The sequence below is a fragment of the Hyunsoonleella aestuarii genome (assembly GCF_006148925.1).
In the GTDB taxonomy this organism is placed as follows: Bacteria; Bacteroidota; Bacteroidia; order Flavobacteriales; family Flavobacteriaceae; genus Algibacter_D; species Algibacter_D aestuarii.
The window spans coordinates 219965-242416 of record NZ_VAWB01000001.1; the positions used below are offsets into that span (position 1 = coordinate 219965).

21 protein-coding genes and 1 riboswitch are annotated in these 22452 nt (G+C 33.4%); of the genes, 12 read left to right on the forward strand and 9 right to left on the reverse strand.

Going from position 1 to position 22452, the window contains the following annotated elements:
* Position 1: 1 nt before the first annotated feature.
* The 3 genes from FEF17_RS01115 to FEF17_RS01125 form a co-directional block, all read right to left on the reverse strand.
* Positions 2-580, reverse strand: a complete 579-nt coding sequence (locus FEF17_RS01115; RefSeq protein ID WP_139000522.1) for a gluconate 2-dehydrogenase subunit 3 family protein — start codon at positions 578-580, stop codon at positions 2-4.
* Between the two features lie 93 nt (positions 581-673).
* Complete coding sequence (locus FEF17_RS01120; protein ID WP_139000523.1) at positions 674-1906, reverse strand: glycosyltransferase family 4 protein; 1233 nt, start codon at positions 1904-1906, stop codon at positions 674-676.
* A 26-nt stretch (positions 1907-1932) separates the two neighbouring features.
* A complete protein-coding gene (locus FEF17_RS01125; RefSeq protein ID WP_139000524.1) occupies positions 1933-2406 on the reverse strand; it encodes a heme-binding domain-containing protein in 474 nt (157 codons plus the stop codon).
* Between the two features lie 111 nt (positions 2407-2517).
* On the opposite strand from FEF17_RS01125, the gene FEF17_RS01130 reads away from it, so the two are divergent.
* Positions 2518-3006, forward strand: coding sequence for an adenylosuccinate lyase (locus FEF17_RS01130; RefSeq protein WP_344736608.1), 489 nt, complete (start codon positions 2518-2520; stop codon positions 3004-3006).
* Between the two features lie 74 nt (positions 3007-3080).
* Positions 3081-4424, forward strand: a complete 1344-nt coding sequence (gene purB, locus FEF17_RS01135; RefSeq protein ID WP_139000526.1) for an adenylosuccinate lyase — start codon at positions 3081-3083, stop codon at positions 4422-4424.
* A gap of 245 nt (positions 4425-4669) precedes the next feature.
* Here the strand turns inward: purB and FEF17_RS01140 are convergent, their stop codons facing one another.
* From FEF17_RS01140 to FEF17_RS01155, 4 genes are all read right to left on the reverse strand, one after another.
* A complete protein-coding gene (locus tag FEF17_RS01140; protein WP_139000527.1) occupies positions 4670-5212 on the reverse strand; it encodes a GFO_1091 family lipoprotein in 543 nt (180 codons plus the stop codon).
* Between the two features lie 100 nt (positions 5213-5312).
* Entirely contained in the window at positions 5313-5876 is a 564-nt protein-coding gene (locus tag FEF17_RS01145; RefSeq protein WP_139000528.1) for a DUF4252 domain-containing protein, read from the reverse strand.
* 71 nt (positions 5877-5947) lie between these two features.
* A complete protein-coding gene (locus tag FEF17_RS01150; protein WP_139000529.1) occupies positions 5948-6463 on the reverse strand; it encodes a PG0215 family putative anti-sigma factor in 516 nt (171 codons plus the stop codon).
* Positions 6450-6959, reverse strand: a complete 510-nt coding sequence (locus FEF17_RS01155; protein ID WP_139000530.1) for an RNA polymerase sigma factor — start codon at positions 6957-6959, stop codon at positions 6450-6452. Before FEF17_RS01155 ends, FEF17_RS01150 begins: the two co-directional genes overlap by 14 nt.
* Positions 6960-7107: 148 nt before the next feature.
* Between FEF17_RS01155 and FEF17_RS01160 the strand changes: the two genes are divergently transcribed.
* Positions 7108-8604, forward strand: a complete 1497-nt coding sequence (locus FEF17_RS01160; RefSeq protein WP_139000531.1) for a GFO_1087 family putative carboxy terminal peptidase — start codon at positions 7108-7110, stop codon at positions 8602-8604.
* Positions 8597-9319, forward strand: coding sequence for a Dph6-related ATP pyrophosphatase (locus FEF17_RS01165; protein ID WP_139000532.1), 723 nt, complete (start codon positions 8597-8599; stop codon positions 9317-9319). Before FEF17_RS01160 ends, FEF17_RS01165 begins: the two co-directional genes overlap by 8 nt.
* Before the next feature lie 54 nt (positions 9320-9373).
* Here the strand turns inward: FEF17_RS01165 and FEF17_RS01170 are convergent, their stop codons facing one another.
* Positions 9374-11242, reverse strand: coding sequence for a TonB-dependent receptor plug domain-containing protein (locus tag FEF17_RS01170; protein WP_139000533.1), 1869 nt, complete (start codon positions 11240-11242; stop codon positions 9374-9376).
* A 67-nt stretch (positions 11243-11309) separates the two neighbouring features.
* Positions 11310-11500: riboswitch (cobalamin riboswitch) on the reverse strand.
* A 68-nt stretch (positions 11501-11568) separates the two neighbouring features.
* On the opposite strand from FEF17_RS01170, the gene FEF17_RS01175 reads away from it, so the two are divergent.
* From FEF17_RS01175 to FEF17_RS01210, 8 genes are all read left to right on the forward strand, one after another.
* Positions 11569-12714 carry an ABC transporter substrate-binding protein gene (locus tag FEF17_RS01175; RefSeq protein WP_139000534.1) on the forward strand — a complete coding sequence of 382 codons (1146 nt, stop codon included), beginning with the start codon at positions 11569-11571 and terminating at the stop codon, positions 12712-12714.
* Positions 12715-13746 carry a FecCD family ABC transporter permease gene (locus FEF17_RS01180; RefSeq protein ID WP_139000535.1) on the forward strand — a complete coding sequence of 344 codons (1032 nt, stop codon included), beginning with the start codon at positions 12715-12717 and terminating at the stop codon, positions 13744-13746.
* Positions 13746-14540, forward strand: a complete 795-nt coding sequence (locus FEF17_RS01185) for an ABC transporter ATP-binding protein (RefSeq protein WP_139000536.1) — start codon at positions 13746-13748, stop codon at positions 14538-14540. Before FEF17_RS01180 ends, FEF17_RS01185 begins: the two co-directional genes overlap by 1 nt.
* 113 nt (positions 14541-14653) lie before the next feature.
* Positions 14654-16372: a tetratricopeptide repeat protein gene (locus FEF17_RS01190; protein ID WP_139000537.1), complete on the forward strand. Its 1719-nt coding sequence runs from the start codon at positions 14654-14656 to the stop codon at positions 16370-16372.
* Positions 16373-16451: 79 nt separating this feature from the next.
* Positions 16452-17771: a DNA recombination protein RmuC gene (locus FEF17_RS01195; protein ID WP_139000538.1), complete on the forward strand. Its 1320-nt coding sequence runs from the start codon at positions 16452-16454 to the stop codon at positions 17769-17771.
* An 11-nt stretch (positions 17772-17782) separates the two neighbouring features.
* Positions 17783-18319, forward strand: a complete 537-nt coding sequence (locus FEF17_RS01200; RefSeq protein ID WP_139000539.1) for an acyl-CoA thioesterase — start codon at positions 17783-17785, stop codon at positions 18317-18319.
* Positions 18320-18423: 104 nt separating this feature from the next.
* A complete protein-coding gene (locus tag FEF17_RS01205; protein ID WP_139000540.1) occupies positions 18424-18807 on the forward strand; it encodes a hypothetical protein in 384 nt (127 codons plus the stop codon).
* Between the two features lie 12 nt (positions 18808-18819).
* The gene (locus FEF17_RS01210; protein ID WP_139000541.1) at positions 18820-19431 is read left to right on the forward strand and encodes a T9SS type A sorting domain-containing protein; all 612 of its coding nucleotides are present in this window, start codon (positions 18820-18822) and stop codon (positions 19429-19431) included.
* Between the two features lie 164 nt (positions 19432-19595).
* Here the strand turns inward: FEF17_RS01210 and carB are convergent, their stop codons facing one another.
* Positions 19596-22451, reverse strand: coding sequence for a carbamoyl-phosphate synthase large subunit (gene carB, locus FEF17_RS01215; RefSeq protein ID WP_139000542.1), 2856 nt, complete (start codon positions 22449-22451; stop codon positions 19596-19598).
* Between the last annotated feature and the right edge of the window lies 1 nt (position 22452).

Below are 22452 nucleotides of genomic sequence, written 5' to 3' on the forward strand. Positions count from 1 at the left end.
GCTAGATTTTTATGTACATTGGTGACATTGTCTTCACACGATCTAACAATTTTTCATCAAAAGGTTCCATTTTAGGTCCCATGGTACCCGTTGGATGTGGCTCGTAACCTATTAATTCATAAACCTTGGGACTCGTATAATAACTTTCGTAAGTGAAATTTCGAAGTACGCCAAACAAGTCAGGGCTATCTTTTTCTAAATATTTTAAAACTGCTACCCGATTGTCTTTCTCTATTTCGGAAAAGGCTTTATTTGATTTAGCCAAACTAATATTTTCGAGGTTACTCACAGTACTTTGAAACACAGGCAATAAATCAGGTAATTCATCAAGAATATTTAAAATATAATCTATTCCTCCCACTTCAGATGCTGAAGGCATTTTAATGCTTTTCGGAATAATTTCATCCATAGCATATTTCAATGTTTCAAGTTCCGATTCGAGCAATAAAGCATTCTGTTGAGTTTTCTTGTCTATTTTACATGCTATCGGAAACGTCAAGGCGCCAGATGCAAGTAATACTTGGGCAGAGATAATGGCCTTGGAGAATTGTCTCCTAGACCAAACTTTTTTTTGAGTCATTAGAAATTAATTGATTGGTTGCTAGCCCCTTAAAGATAGGCGGATTATTTGGTAATTCCAAGCAAAGAAGCTGGATTTGATAGCATGAAAGAACTATTTATTCTTTTCCTCAATCCATTTACTCATATACTTAGTACTTTGTGAGCTATGATATTGTAGCATTTGTCCCGTGAAGTTATTTTGGCGGTGTCTTGTAAGGTTATTACCTATTTGATTGATTCCTTCAACTAACTTTTTTTGAAAATTCGCTTTACTAAAACGTTGACTGACAATTTTAAATCCATGTTGCTGTTTAGTATTCCATAACCTTTCATCTTGGAATAACTGTATGGCTTTATTCGCAAAATCTTCTGGATGATCCTCAATAAAACCGTTGGCTTCCAAATTACCATATATCCCTTCGGCTGCAATTGAAGATACAACACACGGTGTTCCATTTATCGTGGCATCGACAAGTTTTCCTTTTAAACCCGCTCCAAATCGAATAGGTGCTAAACAAACTTTGGCCGATTGCATTGCGTCATCCACATTTTCAGCGAATCCCTTGACAATAAAACCTTCATTTTCATTATGCAACTGATTCACTTTCTGGGACGCATAGGCTCCGTAAATATGTAACTCTGAAGAAGGCAATTGTCTTCTAACTAAAGGCCAGATAGTATTCTTTAAATACAACACAGCATCATAGTTGGGTACGTGTAAAAAGTTACCAATGGTTAAAAAATGATTTCTTTCTTGAAATTTGGGAAGTTTACTTTTTTCTTCATCTGAAATTGAATTCAACATAAATGGTAAATACAACAGTAAAGATTCGTCTACTTTAAACTCTTGTTTTAAAATTGCCATTTCAGCCTCCGAGATTATCAAACTCAAATCGCAACGGTAAATACTGGCTATTTCGCGTTTTGCAACATCACTTAACAAATAAGTTTTATCAAAAACGCCACCTTCTTTATAAGCTTGCTGCCTTCCTTTACGCAAACAATGTAAGTCTTCTGTGTCTAATATTTTCAAAGCTTTTGGGCAATGCTCTGTAACCCGCCAGCCAAATTGTTCTTCCATCATAAAACGGTCGAACATAACAATCTCTGGATTGAGTTGTTTTATATAATCATCAAATGAAGCGTTGTTCAGTTCAATAGAAACTTGAGTAACTCCTATAGCTTCTAGATTAAATGCGTTATCACTTTTAGAACAAGGACTAGCGAAGACTACCTTGTATCCTTCTAGCCGAAAGACTTCAATTAATTGTAGCATTCTCGTACCTGCAGCAGAACTTTTTGGTTCTGGCCAAACAAAACCAATAATCAAAAATTGCTTTAGCACGTGATACGTTTTTTTAGGTTATCAAATTATTCTGGCTGCTTTACCAAACTATATTTCATTCGAACACCTTTTGCCCAGTCTATAACAGCTTTTATGTCGTCATCAGAAAGATTAGCCTCTTTGTGCATCCAAATATAACTATTTAAGGGCATCTCTTTGTCTTCAACCATTTCTATAAGCTCTTCAAACTTATGATCTTTTCGCTTTACAGAATTACCTTCCCAATTAGATACATTAAAATGCTTCTTTCCATGCTTAACATGATCTTCCATCCAATAATTAACAGGTGTAATTTTTGAATACCATGGATATCTCGTAAAGTCACTATGACAGTCAAAACAAGTTTCTTTTAAAATAATCTTTACGTTTTCAGGCGGATTTGTTTCATTCATAAAAGCTTCAATTGTGGCTAAATCACCTTGATTCTTTTCTGGTCCAAAAAACTGCGCAACAACTAGAACAATGAGAAGTAGTATGAGGATTTTTTTTATTATTTTCATCGGTATTATTTTAAGATTTAAAAATAAGAAAACCATTTGACTACAGAGCAACTCTATAACGAATTAAATTATGTAAATCATTCCAGAGAAAAGCGTTTGTATTATTCAAAAATGCTACAGGAAAAGCCCAATTTAATTCCAAGTCTTTTAGATATTCTATTTAGAGTAGATGATAAAATTTCACCTCGTGCAACATGGGTTTTTGAGTTTATGTGTAATGAAGATATAACCATCATAGCACCTTATTTAGATACATTTACAGCAAATATTAAAAACGTTCATTTAGATTCGGCTGTTCGTCCAATTGCAAAAATATGTGAATTTCTTGCAAAGGCTTATACGAGTAAAACGGACAATTATATAAAACTGATTTTAACGGAAACACATAAAGAGCGCATCATAGAAACCTGTTTTGACTACATGATTAATGATGAAAAAATTGCACCTAAAGCATACTCTATGAACACCTTATTTTTACTTGGGAAAGAATATGACTGGGTACATCCAGAACTAGCTTTAATTTTGGAACGCGATTTCCACTTGCAGAGTTCCGGTTTTAAAGCACGTGCAAGACATATTTTGAAAAAAATTAAAAAGTAATAAGTTAGGTATTCTAACTTCGTGCTTCAAACTTTCTTTTCTATCTTTGGAACTTGAAAAAATCAAACAAAATTATGTCGTTATCTGCGTTAAATGCCATCTCTCCTATAGATGGTCGCTATAGAAGCAAAGTCAATGAATTAGCCCCTTATTTTTCTGAAGAAGCTTTAATAAAATACCGTGTTTTAGTTGAAATAGAATATTTTATTGCGCTTTGCGAAATTCCTTTACCACAATTGGAGAAGGTTGATAATGGCATTTTTAATGATTTAAGAGCAATCTATAAAGATTTTTCAGCAGAGGATGCTTCTGCTATTAAAAAGATTGAAAGTGTTACCAATCATGATGTTAAAGCGGTTGAATATTTTATTAAAGAACAATTTGATACTCTAGGTTTATCTGAATATAAGGAATTTATCCATTTTGGATTAACCTCTCAAGATATAAACAACACTGCCATTCCTCTGAGTATTAAAGAGGCAATGAACGATGTCTATGTTCCAGAATATTTTACAGTTCTAGAAAAACTAAAAATCTTATCTAAGGATTGGGCAGCTATTTCTATGTTGGCTAGAACCCACGGACAGCCAGCTTCTCCTACACGTCTTGGAAAGGAGATTGAAGTTTTTATAGTACGTTTAGAAGAACAATTTAATTTGTTAAACGATATTCCAAGTGCTGCAAAATTTGGTGGTGCTACTGGAAATTTCAACGCGCATTATGTTGCTTATTCAAATATTGATTGGAAAGTTTTTGGAAGTAGTTTTGTTCAAGAAAAATTAGGTTTACAACATTCGTTTCCTACAACACAGATTGAGCATTACGACCATATGGCTGCTTTGTTTGATACTTTAAAACGCATCAACACCATTATTATTGATTTAGACAGAGACATTTGGACTTATGTGTCTATGGACTATTTTAAACAAAAAATAAAAGCTGGAGAAGTTGGCAGTTCTGCGATGCCTCATAAAGTAAACCCAATTGATTTTGAAAATTCTGAAGGAAACTTAGGTATTGCTAATGCCATTTTCGAACATTTATCGGCGAAACTTCCAGTTTCAAGATTGCAGCGTGATTTAACAGACAGTACGGTTCTGCGTAATGTTGGTGTTCCATTTGGACATACCTTAATCGGTTTTAAATCTACATTAAAAGGATTAGATAAACTTTTATTAAACGAAAGAAAATTTGCTGAAGATTTAGAAAATAATTGGGCTGTTGTAGCTGAAGCAATCCAAACCATTTTGCGTCGCGAAGGTTATCCAAACCCTTATGAGGCACTGAAAGGATTAACTAGAACCAACGAACAAATTAATCAGAATTCTATTTCTAATTTTATAGATACACTAGAAGTATCTGATGCGATTAAAACTGAGTTAAAACAAATAACACCAAGTAACTATACAGGAATTTAAGCATGTTAACAGATAAACAATCTTTAATACTCTGTGGGATACTTGCCACTGTCATTTTTGTAAGTGGCGTATTGAACATTCTTAATAATTTTATTGTCTTAACTGTGATAACTATAATTTTTCTAACTATTGTGGGTAATCTGGTTTACACAATGAATAAGGTAAAAAAAAAGGAAGACTCAACTGGAAATGAAGAATAAAAAAGGTTTGCTATTAAGCAAACCTTTTTACATTAATATTATAATCTATTTAAAAAAATTCATAATATCCTGAACATTAGACTCATCTACATTAGCATCTTTTAGGGCAGAAACCAAAGTCACCATTTTATCTGGGCTCATATCGTCTCCTAACATCCTAACAACACCAAAACCTAGTTCCTTCGCACTTCCGAAGATAATTACCTCATCTGCTTCATCATCATCACCTATATACTTTACAACGATTTTGTTTCCTTTATCACTAAATTCCATTAAGTCTTGATATTTAGAATCGCTCAAAATTTCTTTTACAATGGCTACTTCAGCATCAAGTTCTTCAACGTTTGATTCATTTGCTCTGTACCCTAAAAAATTTAATCGCTTTACAGAATTATAGGCTTCTTTTTGATCTTCAGTAAACTGAGAATCGTCTATCTTGACCATGGAAAGTGGAACATCCTGTGAGATAAAATTTGCCGACTCTTGACTATCCACAAAATAGCGTTGCAATGTTGGACCACTGTTACAGCTAGTAAAAATTGTAATTATTAAAACCGTTAAAGTTATGTAGTTGAATATGGGTTTCATTGGTTGATTATTTTTTGATTAACAATTACAATATGCTGACGAATGATTTGTTTCGTCAGCATATCACAACTGCTCATTTTAAGATTGATGTTTTAAAATACTATTCCTTTTTATCTAAATGCTGACCTCCAGGGATATTCATTTTATCGGTAAGCTTAGATATTTCATTCAAATCGATGTTCCCAGTAAGCGACACCACTACAGTTTCTATATTACGATTCTCACCATTAATTTCTACGCCTTTACCATTCATTGCTTTATCAATGCCGCTTACAAAAATTAAAAGTTCCTTTACATGGTCCGAATCTTTACCTTCCTGCACATAAAATTTAACCTCGGTACCGTCATCTTTAACCTCCATTAACTCTTCTAAAGAACTTGAACGTGATTTTACCCATTTAGATATATCCGATGAAATCCCTTTATTATCTGTAACAATAGTTTTAAAACTAGTAATACTCTTTACCATTTCCATGTACGACTTAGCTTCAGGGTCGTCAATATTAACACCCATCTTTGCTAACATTTGAAACATTTTAGGTTTAATGTTTACATAAGTTACATCTGGACTTTCACTGTACTTCTCAAAAACACTTTTTTGAGCCATTCCTGTTATTGGCAATAACATAACTGCCATTACAAATACTATTAATCTATTTTTCATTGTTCTTGTTTTTAAATTATTTAAAGTTTTCATTTTTTTTGATTTTTTTACTGATGAAAGATCAGTACATGTTAGTTTTTAAAAATTATTCCTGTTGAATTATCAATTTCATTTAGATATCCCAATGTTGAAGTACCTTTATTTACTTCATTTAGATACCCTAAAGCGGAGGTTCCTTTTTCCACTTCGTTTAGATAAGCTACTGTTGAAGTCCCTTTATTAAAATGACCTGAAATCATTTCTAAAGACTTAACAACTTCATTATAAGCCAACTCTTTTTCAGATTCACTATAAGTTCCTAAATCATTATTGAATGATTTACCAAAATAGAGCCCCACCATAAGAACTGTTACTGCCGCAACCGAAATCCATTTGTAATTAAATTTACGTTTAGTGTTTAATGGAATGTCTTTAGTAAATTGTTCTTGCTGGTTTACCAAAAAATAGTTGAACATAGGTTTATACATTTCTAAATGCGGTGCCACAGTGTCGCTGGAAAAATAGTTTTTCAACACTTGCTCTTCTTTAATCGATGTTTCTCCGTTCTCGTACCTTTCGAGTAATTTTTCTATATTATTTAATACCATAATTATGCGTATTAGTTAATTTTTCTCTTATTGTTTTTCTTGCTCTAGACAAGTTTACACGAACTGCTGTATTATTCATATCCAGCATTTTAGCAATCTCGTCAAAATCGTATTCTTCTATATCTCGTAATTGAATTATCATTTTTTGTTGTTCTGGTAAATCTTCTATAATTTTCGCAACCCAATTAACACTGTCATTTAATTCAACTTGCTTTTGCAAAGTCGTTTGTTTGTCTTCGTAATTACTATGCACAATTTTCAAATTTTGTGCCTGTTTAGACTTCAACTTATCAAAACAAAAATTCTTGGTCATCGTCATCGAAAATGCTTCAACATTCTTATATTCAGCAATTTTTGCTTTGTTATTCCATAATTTCAACAGAACCTCTTGCGTGGCGTCTTCTGCTTCTTCAGTCGAAACTAATAATCGCTTTGCTAACCTAAAGACCTTATCTTTAAAAGGCATTACAATATTTAAAAACTCACTTTGAGTCATTTTTGGTTGGGTTTAGTTAAACAGCTTCATTCTTGCTATTTGATATTACGACGAACAACATCCTAATTTGTTACAAAAATTTTTTATTGCACAATATTGTAAGTAAATTTAGGGTTTTAAAGACTAAGTGTTACGTAATTAAAAAGCTATGAAAATTTATAAAGCCCTATTAGTCTTTACAGTCGCTTGTTTACTTTTTACAAGCTGCTTTGAAGATAATGATGATAACGCCATTTCGGCAAGTCAACTAAATGATTTTGTATGGAAAGGCATGAACATTTTCTACTTATATAAAGATAATGTGCCCGATCTTGCAAATGATCGCTTTTCTTCCAATGGTGAATATGGAGAGTATTTAAATAGCTTTTCATCCCCCGAAGAACAGTTCGAAAGTCTTATTTTTCAAAGACAGTCGGTTGATCGATTCAGTTGGATAACTGATGATTATATTGCCTTAGAACAGTCTTTCCAGAATATTTCGGCTACTAATGGCATGGAGTACCTTCTGGCTCCATTAAGGTCTGGAGAGTCTAACCGCTATGGTGTAGTAACTCATGTGTTACCTGAAACAAGTGCTGAAAGAAATGGTATTAAACGAGGTGACATTTTTTACGGTATTAATGGGACACAACTCTTTTTCAACTCATCTACAGACAATAATTACGATTTACTAAGACTGTCGAGTTACACTATTAATTTTGGAGTTTATAACAATAATGGAACAACCAACACTTCTGTAGACGACTTTATAGAGGAAACTTCAGAATCTGTAGATTTAGTTAAAGAAGAATATATTGAAAATCCTATTTTTATTAATAAGGTTGTTGAAACTGGTGAAAAGAAGATTGGATATTTAATGTATAATGGTTTTACTGGAAGTTCTCAACAACTTAATGACGTCTTTGGATCTTTTAAAAACTCCGGAATTGATGATTTGGTGGTTGATCTGCGATACAACCCAGGAGGTTTTGTTTCTAAAGCTATTTTGTTTTCAAGTTTAATTACTGGTCAGTTTACTGGACAAGTCCATAATACAGAGGAGTGGAATGCCGAGATTCAAACTGCAATAGAAGATAATGATCCAGAATTTTTAATAAACAGATATATAGATAACGAAGATGGTATGAGTTTAAATAGCTTAAATCTTGATCGTGTATTCATTCTAGCTACTAGAAGTAGTGCTTCTGCCAGTGAGTTAGTTATTAATTCTTTAGATCCTTACATCAACGTCGTGCATATTGGCACCAACACATCAGGAAAATACCAAGCATCAAGAACCGTATATGATTCTGAAGATTTTGGTCGCGACGGAGCTGACCCAACACATACTTATGCTATGCAACCTTTAGTTTATAAAACCATAAATATTAATGGTGTTACCGATTATTTTAATGGTCTCACACCAGATATAGAACTAGGCGAACAGTTTACTAATATGGGCGTTCTAGGAGATATTGATGAACCACTTCTTGCAGAGGCCATTTCGCAAATAATAGCAACCGGGAAATCGTCTAATGCGAAATCTAATAACTTAAACTTCTTAGACGTTGATGCAGACAGTAATGAATTTGCTCCATTTAGAAAAGGCATGTACTCCGATAAAAAAATCCCTAAAGTATTGGTCAATAAATTAGTTTTTGAATAATCACAAAACCTACTTCAACTGGAGCTCTGGTAAAGATTCAGCCTTAGCTTTGCATCATCTGTTGAAGGATAATCACTTTTCCGTTGACCATTTAATTACAACGGTAAATTCACATTATAATCGCGTTTCTATGCATGGTTTGAGAAAAGAACTTTTAGTCGCTCAAACAAATGCTATTGGTATTCCTGCTAGTTTAATTGAGCTCCCAGAAATGCCAAGTATGGCGGTTTATGAGAAAATAATGAATAAAACTGTTTCTGGATTAAAACAAGAAGGTTTTACATATGCCGCCTTTGGTGATATTTTCTTAGAAGATTTAAGAGATTATAGAGATAAGCTATTGGCAACAAAAAATTTATCTACTATTTACCCGCTATGGAAAAGAGATACAAAAGAGCTATTGACTGAGTTTTTAAATTTAGGTTTTAAAACCATAATAGTTTGTGCCAACTCAAAATATTTTAATGAAGATTTTGTTGGCACTGTAATCGATAAAGACTTTATTAAAAATTTACCTAAAGGCGTCGATCCTTGTGGTGAAAATGGCGAGTTTCACACCTTTTGTTTTGATGGTCCTATCTTCAAAAAACCAATTGAATTCTCTATTGGAGAAAAAGTATATCGTGAATATAAGTCGCCAAAAACTAATGACGACCCTATTTGTAAAAGTGATGATGAGAAATATGGCGTTTGGTACTGCGATTTGATTCCATAAAAAAGTCACTTCAAAATACATTGAAGCAACCTTTTTTAAATTTATTTTTTGAATTTACAGATTCAAGTTCAACCCTAAGCTCACATTTCTTCCTCTAGAAGTATAGCCCAGTATTTCCAAATAATCTTCATTTAATAAGTTTGTTACATTAGCAAAAAGCTTCAACTTGTTATTGATAATTTTATAGCTAAAATATAAATCAACTAAGGAATAAGCACTTAAATCTTCATTTGTAAAGGTTGAAAAATTAGTATCTGTTCTACTTCCAACGAACTGATAATTTAAAGAAGCAAAAGTGTTTTCACAAATATCATATCCTAAACTCGCATTAGCTTTATGTTTAGGTATCCTTAAACGCACCCCATCTTTTACTTCCGTAAACGTGTAGTTTGTGGAAACGGATACCTTTTCAATTAAATAAAGTTGCACCTCAACCTCAATACCATGAACCGTAGCATCCGTATTAGCATTTTCGTACGCACTACCAAAAACAATAGTATTTTCTTCATTTCTATTAAAATACAGACCACTCACACGAAACCCATTTTTGGTATTATACTCGAGTCCACCTTCAATAGTAATATTTTCCTCGGGCTCTAAATCTGGATTAGCTCCGAAAAAACCAAAAAGCTGTGACAAGTTTGGGGCAATGAATGAGGTTGCATAAGACCCAAATATTTTAGCATAACCTTCATTTACAGAAACATTATAAGATGGGTTTAAGTTATATACAAAATGAGAACCATATTCACTATGGTTATTTATTCTTCCGCCGGCATTAATATTTAAACCAGATTTTGAGACATAAACTATATTCAAGTAAGGATCGGTATTTGTTAAACTTTCTTCTTCTACAAATAAACTTTTATAATCACCATAATTTAGTCCAACTATGGTAAAAAATTTATCGTTAAAGTTATACTTATTAAAGGCATCAACAACATAGCTATCCGCTTCATTTGTAGAACCAAAAGCAGAAATGGTTTCTCTATCAATTTTTGTGTAGGCAGCATTTATTTGAAAACTTCCATTTTTGTACGTTACCTTGGGAGAAAGACCTACTCTTTTCTGCTGTGAGATATATTTATCATCAGTATCGGCAAAAGCAAATGTTGGTGGAGGGAAACCATCAATATCAGTTTTAAACTTATCCAAACTCGCATAAGCAGTTATCTCAAAATTATCACAGAATTCGTAACCTAATTTCAAATTAGTATTATACCTTGAAAAGGAATCTTTCTCTGCGTTTTCAGCCTTGGCAGCTGATAGTCCATCAACAAATTGGTTTCCGAAGGAAGCTAAATAACTAAACTTATTTAAAGTTCCATTTATAGAAACATTATTGGTAAAACTAGCGCCGTTGTAATTTAAGTCATCTTGCGTCTGATTCGTTCCAATCACGGTTAAAAAGCTTCCCGAAACCACATCTTTACTAGCTTTTTTAGTCGTAATATTAATTACCGCCGTTGCTGCGGCATTCCCATATAAGGTACTCGCCGCCCCTTTAACAATCTCAACAGATTCAATAGTGCTTAAATCCATCAACCGTAAATCAAATTCATTATTTACTAATGAAGGGTCATTAATTTGGATACCATCTATAAGTACCAACACCTGCCTGTTATTTCCCCCTCTAACAAAACTTGAAATGTTTTGTCCTGCAACACTTCGACTGCCGTTAACTTCAATACCACTCTTGGCATTAATTAAATCACCAATTGTTCTGCCTTGATTTCTCTCAATTTCCTGTTGAGAAATTTTAATAACGGTTTTACCGGAATTTTCACGCTTTAATTCAAATCGTGAATCTGAAATTACAACTTCATCAAGCTGTTCTACTTTGGTTGAATCTACTTGCTGCTGCGCAAAACCAACCATAGATATCCCTAAACAAAGGACACCAAAAACATTTGTTTTTTTCATTTTAATGAATAATTACTCGAGAATCGCATGGATTATCATACGCAAACTTTTATCCCGAAAGTTTAACTTATTTGTTTTGAAAATGGCAGGTCTCCTGACTTGCGTCTTCATGTTGGTCTTCCCATCAAATTGACAGTGACATTGAAGTTAACATGAAGCTTTATAGCTTACAGTTGCGGGAACAGTTCTGGTTTCTCACCAGATTCCCTTTTAATCCATTCATATTAATTGAATAGAACCAAATTTCGCTGCAAATGTAAACATTCCGTTTAATGTTTATATTAAAACTTTAAATAATATTACTTTTGAAAGAATAAAATTCGATTTTGAAAAAGCTAATCTTACTTTTTATTTTCAGCATTTCTTTTGCCTGTAAAGAAGACAAAAAAAATAGTAAAGAGTTACCTCTAATTGTTAAAGAAGAGGTTACATTAAAATATGCTCAGGGATTTTTAATTACCAAGTTTAATACCTTTAGTATTCTAGAGATAAAAATGCCTTGGCCAAATGCCAAACAACCCTTCAAATTTTTATTAATTAATAAAGAAGATGCGGCCAAAGCTACGATTTTACGGAGTGAATATGATGGCATCATAATGACTCCTGTTCAAAATATAATTTGCACATCAACAACTCACCTTCCGGCGTTAGAATTACTAAATGTTGAGCAAACTCTAGTTGGGTTTCCTGGAACAGATTATGTTTCTTCCACAACTATAAGGCAACTAATTGATAGCGGCACGGTTAGAGAATTAGGTAAAAATGAAGCATTAAATACCGAAGTTCTATTAGAATTGAATCCTGACGTTGTTATTGGATTTGGTATTGATGGTGGAAACCGTTCCTTAGAAACTATTAAAAAATCTGAAATTCCCGTGATTTTTAATGGGGATTGGGTGGAAAGTTCGCCTTTAGCTAAAGCGGAATGGATTAAATTCTTTGGCGCTTTATATGATAAAGAAAAAGAAGCCGATTCTGTTTTTAACCAAATTGAAGAAGATTATTTAAAGGCAAAAAAACTAGCTCAAAACACAAAATCAAAACCAACAGTATTAAGTGGCGCTATGCACAACGACATATGGTACTTGCCCAATGGAACCAGTATTGAAGCACAACTTTTAAAGGATGCCAATGTGAACTACCTATGGAGTAGCACTGAAGGTTCTGGAAGCTTAAAATTAAATTTTGAATCGGTTTTTGTTAAAGCCAAAGAAGCCGACATATGGTTAAACCCTTCAAATTACACAAGTTATCAAAGTCTTAAAAATGGTAATGAAAACCATATTCTTTTTGATGCATATCAAAACAAAAACATATATACTTTTACAAATACAACAGGCGCAACTGGAGGTGTTTTATATTACGAGTTGGGAATGACAAGACCGGATTTAGTTTTAAAAGACATCATCAAAATTTGTCATCCAGAACTATTAAATTATTATGAACCATATTTCCTAAAACCTTTGAAATAGTTGCCTAATATTAAGACATACCGTATTTCCTTTATAATTCTTACAGTTATATTAGTTACTTGTTTTTTTATAAATATTAGTTTAGGTTCGGTATATATCCCCTTAAAAGATATTTTTAATACCCTTATCGGAAATGCTTCGGAACAAGAAACTTGGCAATTCATCATTCAAAATTATAGATTACCTAAAGCACTAACTGCCATAATTGTCGGTTCAGGATTGGGGGTTTCAGGGTTGTTAATGCAGACATTGTTTAGAAATCCATTGGCTGGTCCTTTTGTTCTAGGAATAAGTTCTGGGGCAAGTCTAGGCGTAGCTATTATAATATTAGGATCTGGCCTTATTGGAGGCATTTTGTCATCGCTTTTTATATCGAAATGGGGTATCGTTATTGCCGCTAGTTTAGGTAGTTTTTTAGTCTTACTTGCAGTTTTAGCAGTATCCTTGAAAGTTAGAGACACCATGGCTATACTTATTATTGGTCTCATGTTTGCCAGCATAACTGCGTCAATTGTAAGTGTATTATCCTATTTTGGGTCCGCGGAACAATTGCAACAATACATCTTCTGGGGTTTTGGTAGTTTAGGCAACTTATCATGGGAGGATATAACTATACTACTTATTATTTATGTAATAGGCATCTTACTAGCTAAACTCTCTACAAAATCATTAAACACTTTGCTTTTGGGAGAAAATTATGCGAAAAGCTTGGGACTAAACATCAAGCAAAGTAGATTCTTAATCATTATAGCAACAAGTCTTTTAGCTGGAACTATAACGGCATTTACTGGACCAATAGCTTTCATTGGGTTAGCTATTCCTCATATTACACGACAAGTATTCAACACCTCAAACCATAAAATATTATTACCTGCAGTATTCTTATTTGGTGCCATAGTAATGTTAATTTGCGATAGTATTTCACAACTTCCGAATAGCGAATTCACCTTACCAATTAATGCTATTACGTCTTTAGTTGGTGCACCTGTAGTAATTTGGCTATTAGTTAGAAAAAGAAAGATGATATTTTAATGGATAGTAAAAACCAATATATTATTTTAAAAACTCAAAATCTATCCGTTGGGTATACTTCAAGAAAATCAAAAACGGTTGTTGCATCTAATATCAATATTGAATTAAGTAAAGGGCAACTTGTAGGGCTAATAGGCGCTAATGGTATCGGTAAATCTACCTTGTTAAGAACCTTAACTAAGGTTCAAAACCCTATTGAAGGTGATATTTTTATCAATAACAAAGTACTAAGGGACATTTCTCCGCTAAAATTATCTAGAGTCTTGAGTCTGGTTTTAACAGAGCCTATAGCGTCCAAAAACTTGTCAGTTTATGAACTTGTGGCATTGGGCAGGCAACCTTACACCAATTGGATTGGCAATCTTTCAAAAGAAGACATTGAAATTACGAATCGAGCGATTACACAAGTCAATATTGAACACTTGAAAGACAAAAAATGTTTTGAACTCAGTGATGGACAGTTACAAAATGTGATGATTGCTCGTGCACTTGCACAGGATACAGATTTGATTATTCTAGATGAGCCTACAACACATTTAGATATGTATCATAAAGCTTATACATTAAAACTACTTCAAAGATTAACCAAAGAAACGGGTAAAACCATTCTCTTTTCATCTCATGAAATTGATTTAGCAATCCAGCTTTGTGATAATCTAATTGTAATGACCGACGAGGATGTTATTTCTGATGAACCATGTAATTTAATCTCAAAAGGTGTTTTTCAATCCTTATTTCCTAAAGACCTCATAGTCTTTGATGAAAAAACAGGCAGCTTTAAAGTAAAAAAATAAGTTTATTTATTATTTCATTTATATTTCTTAATTTTAATCAATTAGCGCAAAAGCCTCTAACACCTATTTCTCATAGCTACTTATGGTTGTGACTAACTTAAAACTGTTCAACCATGAAAACCAAACTAAGTCTCTTACTTTTTTCCTTATTAACATTTTCAATTGTTATGCTTCTACTAAATGATAAGGATGATTTTGAATACCCCAAAAGAATTGGTTCTAATGCTATAAGTTGCACACCTGCAAAATTTTTACTTACTGATGTCGATACCACAAAACAAATTGCGCCACTTTTTGAAAATATAGGCGATCATAGTTATAAAGTAAGCACAGTGAATGAGTTGGCACAAAAGTTCTTTAACCAAGGTTTGCGGTTAACTTATGCTTTTAATCATGCCGAGGCACATCGTTCGTTTATGGAAGCTTCAAGGTTAGATTCCAATTTAGCAATGGCTTATTGGGGTCAAGCCTTTGTACTTGGACCAAATATAAATGATCCTTTCCCAGATGAAGAACGTAAAAAAAATTATAACGAAGCAATTGCTAAAGCGAGTAAATTGGCTTCAAAAGCCACTTTAAAAGAACAAGCCCTAATCCAAGCGTTGTCAAACAGATATTCTAAAGACTCTACTGAGGTGTCGGAATTAAACATGGCTTATATGGAAGCTATGGAAAAGGTAGTCACCAATTATCCTAATGATGCAGATATTCAAACATTGTACGCAGCATCTGTAATGAACACAGTTCCATGGAATTACTGGGATAAAGATGGTAATCCTTCACCAAATATAAAAGAGGCCAAGGCAGCACTTGAAAAAGCCATAGAGATAAATCCTAATCACCCTGGAGCCCATCATTACTATATTCACATGGTGGAGCTCCCAAAACCAGATCTTGCAGTTCCAAGTGCTGAAAAACTAGGAGGTTTGATGCCAGCAGCTGGACATATAGTGCATATGCCTTCACATATCTACATTCGTGTAGGTCGATATAAAGATGCTGTTATCGCCAATCAAAAGGCTATTTTAGCTGATGAAGATTATATTTCCCAATGCTATGCTCAAGGTATGTACCCATTGGGCTATTACCCTCATAATATTCATTTTCTATGGTCGGCGTCAAGCCTATTAGGGAATAGTGACATAGCCATTGAAGCAGCAAAAAAGACGGCTGAAAAAGTCCCTGTTGGCGAAATGAAAGAACTTCATTTTTTACAGAGTTTTGCCGCAACCCCACTTTTAGCTTACACACGTTTTGGAAAATGGAATGATATTTTAACCTATCCGAAACCAAATGACGATATTAAATATTTAAAACTCATTTGGCATTACACCAGAGGTGTAGCTTTTACTAGAAAAAATAATCTAAAGGAAGCTCAAGAAGAACTTGAGGCTATTGAAACATTAATTAAGGATCCAGATTTAGAAAACATAGCCTCAGGTTTTGATAACGGAACTACTATAGCCAATCTAGCCTACGAAATTGTAGCGGGAGAAATTGCTTCCACAAAAAAAGACTTCAATTCCGCTATATCTCATTTAGAAAAGGCCGTTGAAATGGAAGACTTATTAATTTACAACGAGCCTTCTACTTGGCATATTCCGCCAAGACAAAATTTAGGTGCTGTTTTAATGAAGGCTAAAAAATATAGTGAAGCTGAAAAAATTTATCGTGAAGATTTAAAAGACCTAAGGCAAAATGGGTGGTCCCTTATGGGCTTGCACAACAGTTTATTAGCACAGGGTAAAGATGATGAGGCTAAAGACATAAAAGAAGAATTTAATCGTGCTTGGGAAGATGCCAATATTGAAATAAATACTTCCATACTATAGTTTTTTTTCTAAAATTAGAGAATAAACTAAGCTCATGACTTCATTTAAAAAATTATCTTTGAGTAAACTTATTTTTTAAATGAACGAGAGTATTATTCTAATTCTTGCCATCCTTATATCGGGTAGTCTAGGTGTTTATATTGGTAAAACTATTGCAAAACTAAAAAGCAAAAGTGAACAGAGTGCTCTGGAAGAGCGTGAAAATCAACTTAACATAACAATTTCAGATTTAAAAAACTCAATTGAAAGTTTAGAGAGGGAACGTGACCAGTTTAGAGACGATCGAGAAGCCTTGAATTTAGAATTGGTTCAAAAAAATACAGAATACGATAATCTTCAGCAACTAAACATTAAACGCGATAAAGAATTAGAAGAGCGCCAAGAACAATTAAGAAATGAGTTTAAAGTTTTAGCAAATACTATTCTTGAAGAAAAATCAAATAAATTCACTGAACAGAATAAAGAAAACATTAAAAACATTCTAAATCCCCTTCAAGAAAAAATACAAGGCTTTGAAAAAAAGGTTGAAGCATCTCAAAAAGAAAGTATTAGCATGCATTCTGCTTTAAAGGAACAACTTTTAGGCCTTAAAGACCTCAACCAACAAATGACCAAAGAAGCAACTAACCTAACTAGGGCTTTAAAAGGTGATAGTAAAATGCAAGGAAATTGGGGTGAATTGGTATTAGAGCGTGTACTTGAAAAATCTGGATTAGAGAAAGACCGAGAGTATTTCGTGCAACAAAGTTTTACGCGTAATGATAATACTCGTGTTATGCCAGATGTTGTTTTACAATTACCAGATGGTAAGAAAATGATAATTGACTCAAAAGTATCTTTAACCGCTTACGAACGTTTTGTAAATGCCGACGAAGATGATAGACCTCTGTTTTTAAAAGCCCATGTAAATTCCATTAGAAAACATGTTGAACAGCTTTCTGCAAAAAACTACCAAGATTTATATGATATTGAGTCACCAGATTTTGTTCTGATGTTTATTCCAATTGAGCCCGCCTTTGCTATTGTGGTTAATGAGGACAATACTATTTACAACAAAGCATTCGAAAAAAATATCGTAATTGTTACACCTTCTACTCTGTTGGCAACACTTCGCACTATTGATACTATGTGGAATAATGAAAAACAACAGCGTAACGCTATTGAAATTGCTCGTCAAGCCGGAGCGCTTTACGATAAATTCGAAGGTTTGGTGATTGACTTAACGGGTGTTGGCAAAAAATTAGATTCAGCTAAAAGTGATTATTCTGCTGCCATGAATAAATTGGTCGAAGGCAGAGGCAACCTTATCACTAGTGTTGAAAAATTGAAAAAAATGGGCGCAAAAGCAAAAAAATCATTACCTGAAGCTATTATTAAGCGTGCTGAAGAAAGCGAATAAAATAAATTAATATGTTCAAACACCCTAAAGAATCACAAGTAACCATAACTGAACTCATGCTGCCATCGCACTCCAACTTTAGTGGAAAAATTCATGGCGGACATATATTAAACTTAATGGATCAAATAGCTTTTGCATGCGCTTCAAAACATTCTCAAAACTATTGTGTAACAGCCTCTGTAAATCGTGTTGATTTTCTAAACCCTATTGAAGTTGGGGAATTAGTAACCTTAAAAGCTTCGGTAAATTATACGGGACGAACCTCTATGGTTATTGGATTACGAGTAGAATCGGAAAACATTCAAACTGGAAAAACAAAACACTGTAACTCTTCATATTTTACTATGGTTGCCAAGGATGAAAATGGTAAAAATGCCAAAGTACCAGGTATCATGTTAGATTCGGAACAGGCAATTAGACGTTTTGCAAGAAGTATTACCCGACAAGAACAAGCCAAACATCGAACTAATAAATTTAAATCTTCAGAATTTAAAATTGAAAATTATTTGGAGATTATAAAGCTACATAATGCACAAATTGATATTTAATTGTAAGGTTACATAATTAATTACGACACTAAATACATTAAACTTCACATAGAATGTATTGATTGGAATTTGGAGCTGAAAATATGTGCTAATATTCTCCAATCATGCGCAAATGGGTTTTTTTAATTTTTATTTTCATTGTTGGGGTCTCTATCTACCAATATGTTTATCAAGACCATAGGAATATAAAATTAGAAAAAGCAAAATACATACTTACAGCAACTGAAATAAGTAACTCTAGTCTAAAAAATTTAAGCACTTCAGAAGAAAAATTTTTAAATAATACTCTTGAAATCCTTGGGTACATAACTGAGCTAAGCGAATATAATCTTACCATTGAAGACTTAGTTTTTTGTTCATTCGAAGGTTCTTTAGAAACTAAAATACAAATAAACTCTAAACTAAAAATAAAAGGACGTGTAATAGGTTACGATGATTTGCTGGAACAAGTCAGACTAGATCAATGCCCCATAATTATTAACAATTAAATCTTTAATACTATGAAAACAATATTACTATTATTTCTACTATTTTTTTTAGGTGCACAAGCACAAACTACCCAAACCATAACAATTGATTGGGGTTTTAATTCTACACCAACCGCTTCTGGAAATGCAAATACCGATAGAACTATTGAAGTTGGTGATACAGTAGAGTGGAATTGGTATGCCAGCGGATCTCATAATGTAGTTTCTGATGGTGGTACAGAAAGTTTTGACAGCGGATCAACCACAAGTAACCCCGGCATCAATTTTAGTTTCACATTTAATCAAATCGGTACCACCGATTTTATTTGTGAACCACATAGCAGTATAATGTTTGGCACTATAACAGTTGTTTCGGAGGGCACTCTAAGCATACAAGAATTAAATTATTTATCGAATATTTCTATTTATCCTAACCCGGCCTCATCACGTTTAAATCTAAGCTGGCCTAAAAGTATAGACGATATTGATGTTGAAATTTATAATGTTATAGGAACAAAAATATTACACAGTAAAGTTTTACATAGCAATTCATCTATAAATATTGATTTTTTACCTAAGGGTTTTTATATTGCTTCTATCATTGTTAATGACATTAACTTAAGCAGGCGATTTATAAAAAATTAGTTTACCCTTTGACTAAGAAATAACTATATCTTCCATTAATATTATCAATGATTTGTGTTCATTATCAAAATGATTTATTAGAAGAAAAGGCCGAAAACATTTAGCCCTCATTCATTTTTGAGCTTAAAAAGATATAAAAAGCCGCTTAAAGCGGCTTTTTTTTATTATTTACTCAAATACATTTTTCGTCTGGAATACAAATCATAAAATTCGTCATCCTTTAAGCTATCAATGAATAAGATACTTTCTCCAGTACTCTTCATTTCTGGTCCTAATCGTTTATCAACATTTGGAAATTTATTAAATGAAAACACTGGCTGTTTAATAGCATAACCTTCTAATTGAGGGTTAAAATCAAAATCTGTTACCTTCTTCTCTCCTAGCATAACTTTAGTCGCATAATTTACATACGGCTCCTTATATGCTTTTGCAATAAAAGGTACTGTCCTAGATGCTCTTGGATTAGCTTCAATGATGTATACAATATCATCCTTAATTGCAAACTGAATATTTATTAACCCAACTGTATTTAATGCTCTTGCTATAGTATGTGTATGATCAATAATTTGCTGCATCACCAAATCACCTAAATTAAATGCAGGTAAGGTCGCGTTAGAATCTCCAGAATGCACACCACAAGGTTCAATATGCTCCATTATTCCAATAATGTAAACATTACCATCTGCATCGCAAATAGCATCAGCTTCAGCTTCAATTGCACCATCTAAATAATGATCTAATAGCAACTTATTATTAGGGATTTTACGAATTAAATCAACAACGTGCTCTACTAACTCTTCTTTATTGATAACAATTTTCATTCCTTGCCCTCCTAATACATAACTAGGTCGTACTAAGATTGGAAAATTAAGTTCATCAGCTAGCTGTAAAGCTTCATCAGCATTTTCAGCAACACCAAACTCGGGATAAGGAATATTATTTTCTTTTAATAAACGTGAAAAACTTCCTCTGTCTTCAGCTAAATCTAAAGATTCGAAACTAGTGCCAATAATTTTAATACCGTATTTGGTCAACTTCTCAGCTAGTTTCAATGCAGTCTGACCTCCTAGCTGAACAATAACTCCTTCCGGGTTTTCATGGCGTATAATATCATAAATATGCTCCCAGAAAACTGGCTCGAAATATAATTTATCAGCAGTGTCGAAATCTGTTGAAACCGTTTCAGGATTACAGTTAATCATGATAGTTTCATAACCACATTCAGCTGCTGCTAAAACCCCATGAACACAACAATAATCGAACTCAATTCCTTGCCCAATTCGGTTTGGTCCAGATCCTAAAACTACGACCTTCTTTCTGTCTGTTACAACGCTTTCGTTATGTACATATTTTTCTCCAGATGGGGTCTCTACCATATTCTCAAAAGTAGAATAATAATAAGGTGTTTTCGCCGTAAATTCAGCAGCACATGTATCTACCAACTTGAATACACGCTGAATATTAAATTCGTCTCTCTTGTTATATACTTGACTTTCTAAACAACCTAGCATATGAGCAATCTGTCTATCTCCATAACCCTTCTGCTTCGCCTCTAATAACAATTCTTTGTCAAGCGTATCAATAGTATAATTTGAAATTTCTTTTTCTAATTGAAATAACTCTTCATACTGCTTTAAATACCACATATCAATTTTCGTGATATCGTAAATCTGGCTTAACGGAATACCCATAGCTATGGCATCATAAATCACAAAAACACGATCCCATGATGCGTTTGTTAATTTATCAATAACGGTATTATAGTCTGTATAACCTTTACCATCTGCACCTAAACCATTTCTTTTAATCTCAAGCGATTGTGTCGCTTTATGAAGCGCCTCTTGAAAAGAGCGACCTATACCCATTACTTCTCCAACAGCTTTCATCTGTAATCCTAAGGTTCTATCTGAACCTTCGAATTTATCAAAATTCCAACGGGGTATTTTAACAATAACATAATCTAAAGTTGGTTCAAATAATGCTGAAGTCGATTTTGTGATTTGATTATCTAATTCATCCAAAGTATAACCAATGGCTAACTTTGTTGCAATTTTCGCAATTGGATAACCCGTAGCCTTACTCGCAAGTGCCGAAGAGCGCGAAACACGTGGGTTAATTTCAATTGCAATTATGTCCTCTTTTTCATCTGGACTAACAGCAAACTGTACATTACAACCTCCCTCAAAATCTCCAATGCTGCGCATCATTTTAATCGCCATATCACGCATTTTTTGATACGTTCTATCGCTTAAAGTCATAGCGGGAGCTACAGTAATAGAGTCACCTGTGTGAATACCCATTGGGTCCATATTTTCAATAGAACATATAATAACCACATTATCATTTCTATCTCTTAGTAACTCCAACTCATACTCTTTCCAACCCATCATGGCTTTATCAATCATCACCTCATGAATAGGCGAAATCTCTAAACCTCTTCGCAATTGTTTATCAAAATCTTCTTCCTCATAAACTATAGCAGCTCCAGCTCCACCAAGCGTGTAAGAGGCTCTAATACATAGTGGGAAACCAAATTCTTGAGCAATCTCTTTTCCTTTTAGAAAAGAGTTTGCAGTAGCTTGGGGTGCCATACCTACACCTATTTTTCCCATTAATTCTCTAAACTGCTCTCTATCTTCAGTGATATTAATGGCGTTAATATCGACACCTATTAACTCAACACCAAAATCTTTCCAAATTCCTTTTTCATCTGCCTCAATACATAAATTTAAAGCTGTTTGACCTCCCATTGTTGGCAATACAGCATCAATTTGAGGGTGCTCCTTTAAAATTTTGATAATTGATTTTGTGTTCAACGGTAACAAATACACATGATCTGCCATAGAGGGATCCGTCATAATTGTTGCAGGATTAGAGTTTATTAAAATAGTTTCTATTCCATCTTCTCTTAAGGATCTTAAGGATTGTGAACCAGAATAATCAAACTCACATGCTTGACCAATAACAATAGGTCCAGAACCAATAATTAGAATCGATTTTAATTTTGGATTTTTCGGCATT

Bases quoted from the DNA above. Each gene is read 5' to 3' on its own strand.
- FEF17_RS01115 (WP_139000522.1), bottom strand. From the start codon at position 580: ATGACTCAAAAAAAAGTTTGGTCTAGGAGACAATTCTCCAAGGCCATT.
- FEF17_RS01125 (WP_139000524.1), bottom strand. From the start codon at position 2,406: ATGAAAATAATAAAAAAAATCCTCATACTACTTCTCATTGTTCTAGTT.
- FEF17_RS01130 (WP_344736608.1), top strand. From the start codon at position 2,518: ATGCTACAGGAAAAGCCCAATTTAATTCCAAGTCTTTTAGATATTCTA.
- purB (WP_139000526.1), top strand. From the start codon at position 3,081: ATGTCGTTATCTGCGTTAAATGCCATCTCTCCTATAGATGGTCGCTAT.
- FEF17_RS01140 (WP_139000527.1), bottom strand. From the start codon at position 5,212: ATGAAACCCATATTCAACTACATAACTTTAACGGTTTTAATAATTACA.
- FEF17_RS01145 (WP_139000528.1), bottom strand. From the start codon at position 5,876: ATGAAAAATAGATTAATAGTATTTGTAATGGCAGTTATGTTATTGCCA.
- FEF17_RS01150 (WP_139000529.1), bottom strand. From the start codon at position 6,463: ATGGTATTAAATAATATAGAAAAATTACTCGAAAGGTACGAGAACGGA.
- FEF17_RS01155 (WP_139000530.1), bottom strand. From the start codon at position 6,959: ATGACTCAAAGTGAGTTTTTAAATATTGTAATGCCTTTTAAAGATAAG.
- FEF17_RS01160 (WP_139000531.1), top strand. From the start codon at position 7,108: ATGAAAATTTATAAAGCCCTATTAGTCTTTACAGTCGCTTGTTTACTT.
- FEF17_RS01170 (WP_139000533.1), bottom strand. From the start codon at position 11,242: ATGAAAAAAACAAATGTTTTTGGTGTCCTTTGTTTAGGGATATCTATG.
- FEF17_RS01185 (WP_139000536.1), top strand. From the start codon at position 13,746: ATGGATAGTAAAAACCAATATATTATTTTAAAAACTCAAAATCTATCC.
- FEF17_RS01190 (WP_139000537.1), top strand. From the start codon at position 14,654: ATGAAAACCAAACTAAGTCTCTTACTTTTTTCCTTATTAACATTTTCA.
- FEF17_RS01195 (WP_139000538.1), top strand. From the start codon at position 16,452: ATGAACGAGAGTATTATTCTAATTCTTGCCATCCTTATATCGGGTAGT.
- FEF17_RS01200 (WP_139000539.1), top strand. From the start codon at position 17,783: ATGTTCAAACACCCTAAAGAATCACAAGTAACCATAACTGAACTCATG.
- FEF17_RS01205 (WP_139000540.1), top strand. From the start codon at position 18,424: ATGCGCAAATGGGTTTTTTTAATTTTTATTTTCATTGTTGGGGTCTCT.
- FEF17_RS01210 (WP_139000541.1), top strand. From the start codon at position 18,820: ATGAAAACAATATTACTATTATTTCTACTATTTTTTTTAGGTGCACAA.
- carB (WP_139000542.1), bottom strand. From the start codon at position 22,451: ATGCCGAAAAATCCAAAATTAAAATCGATTCTAATTATTGGTTCTGGA.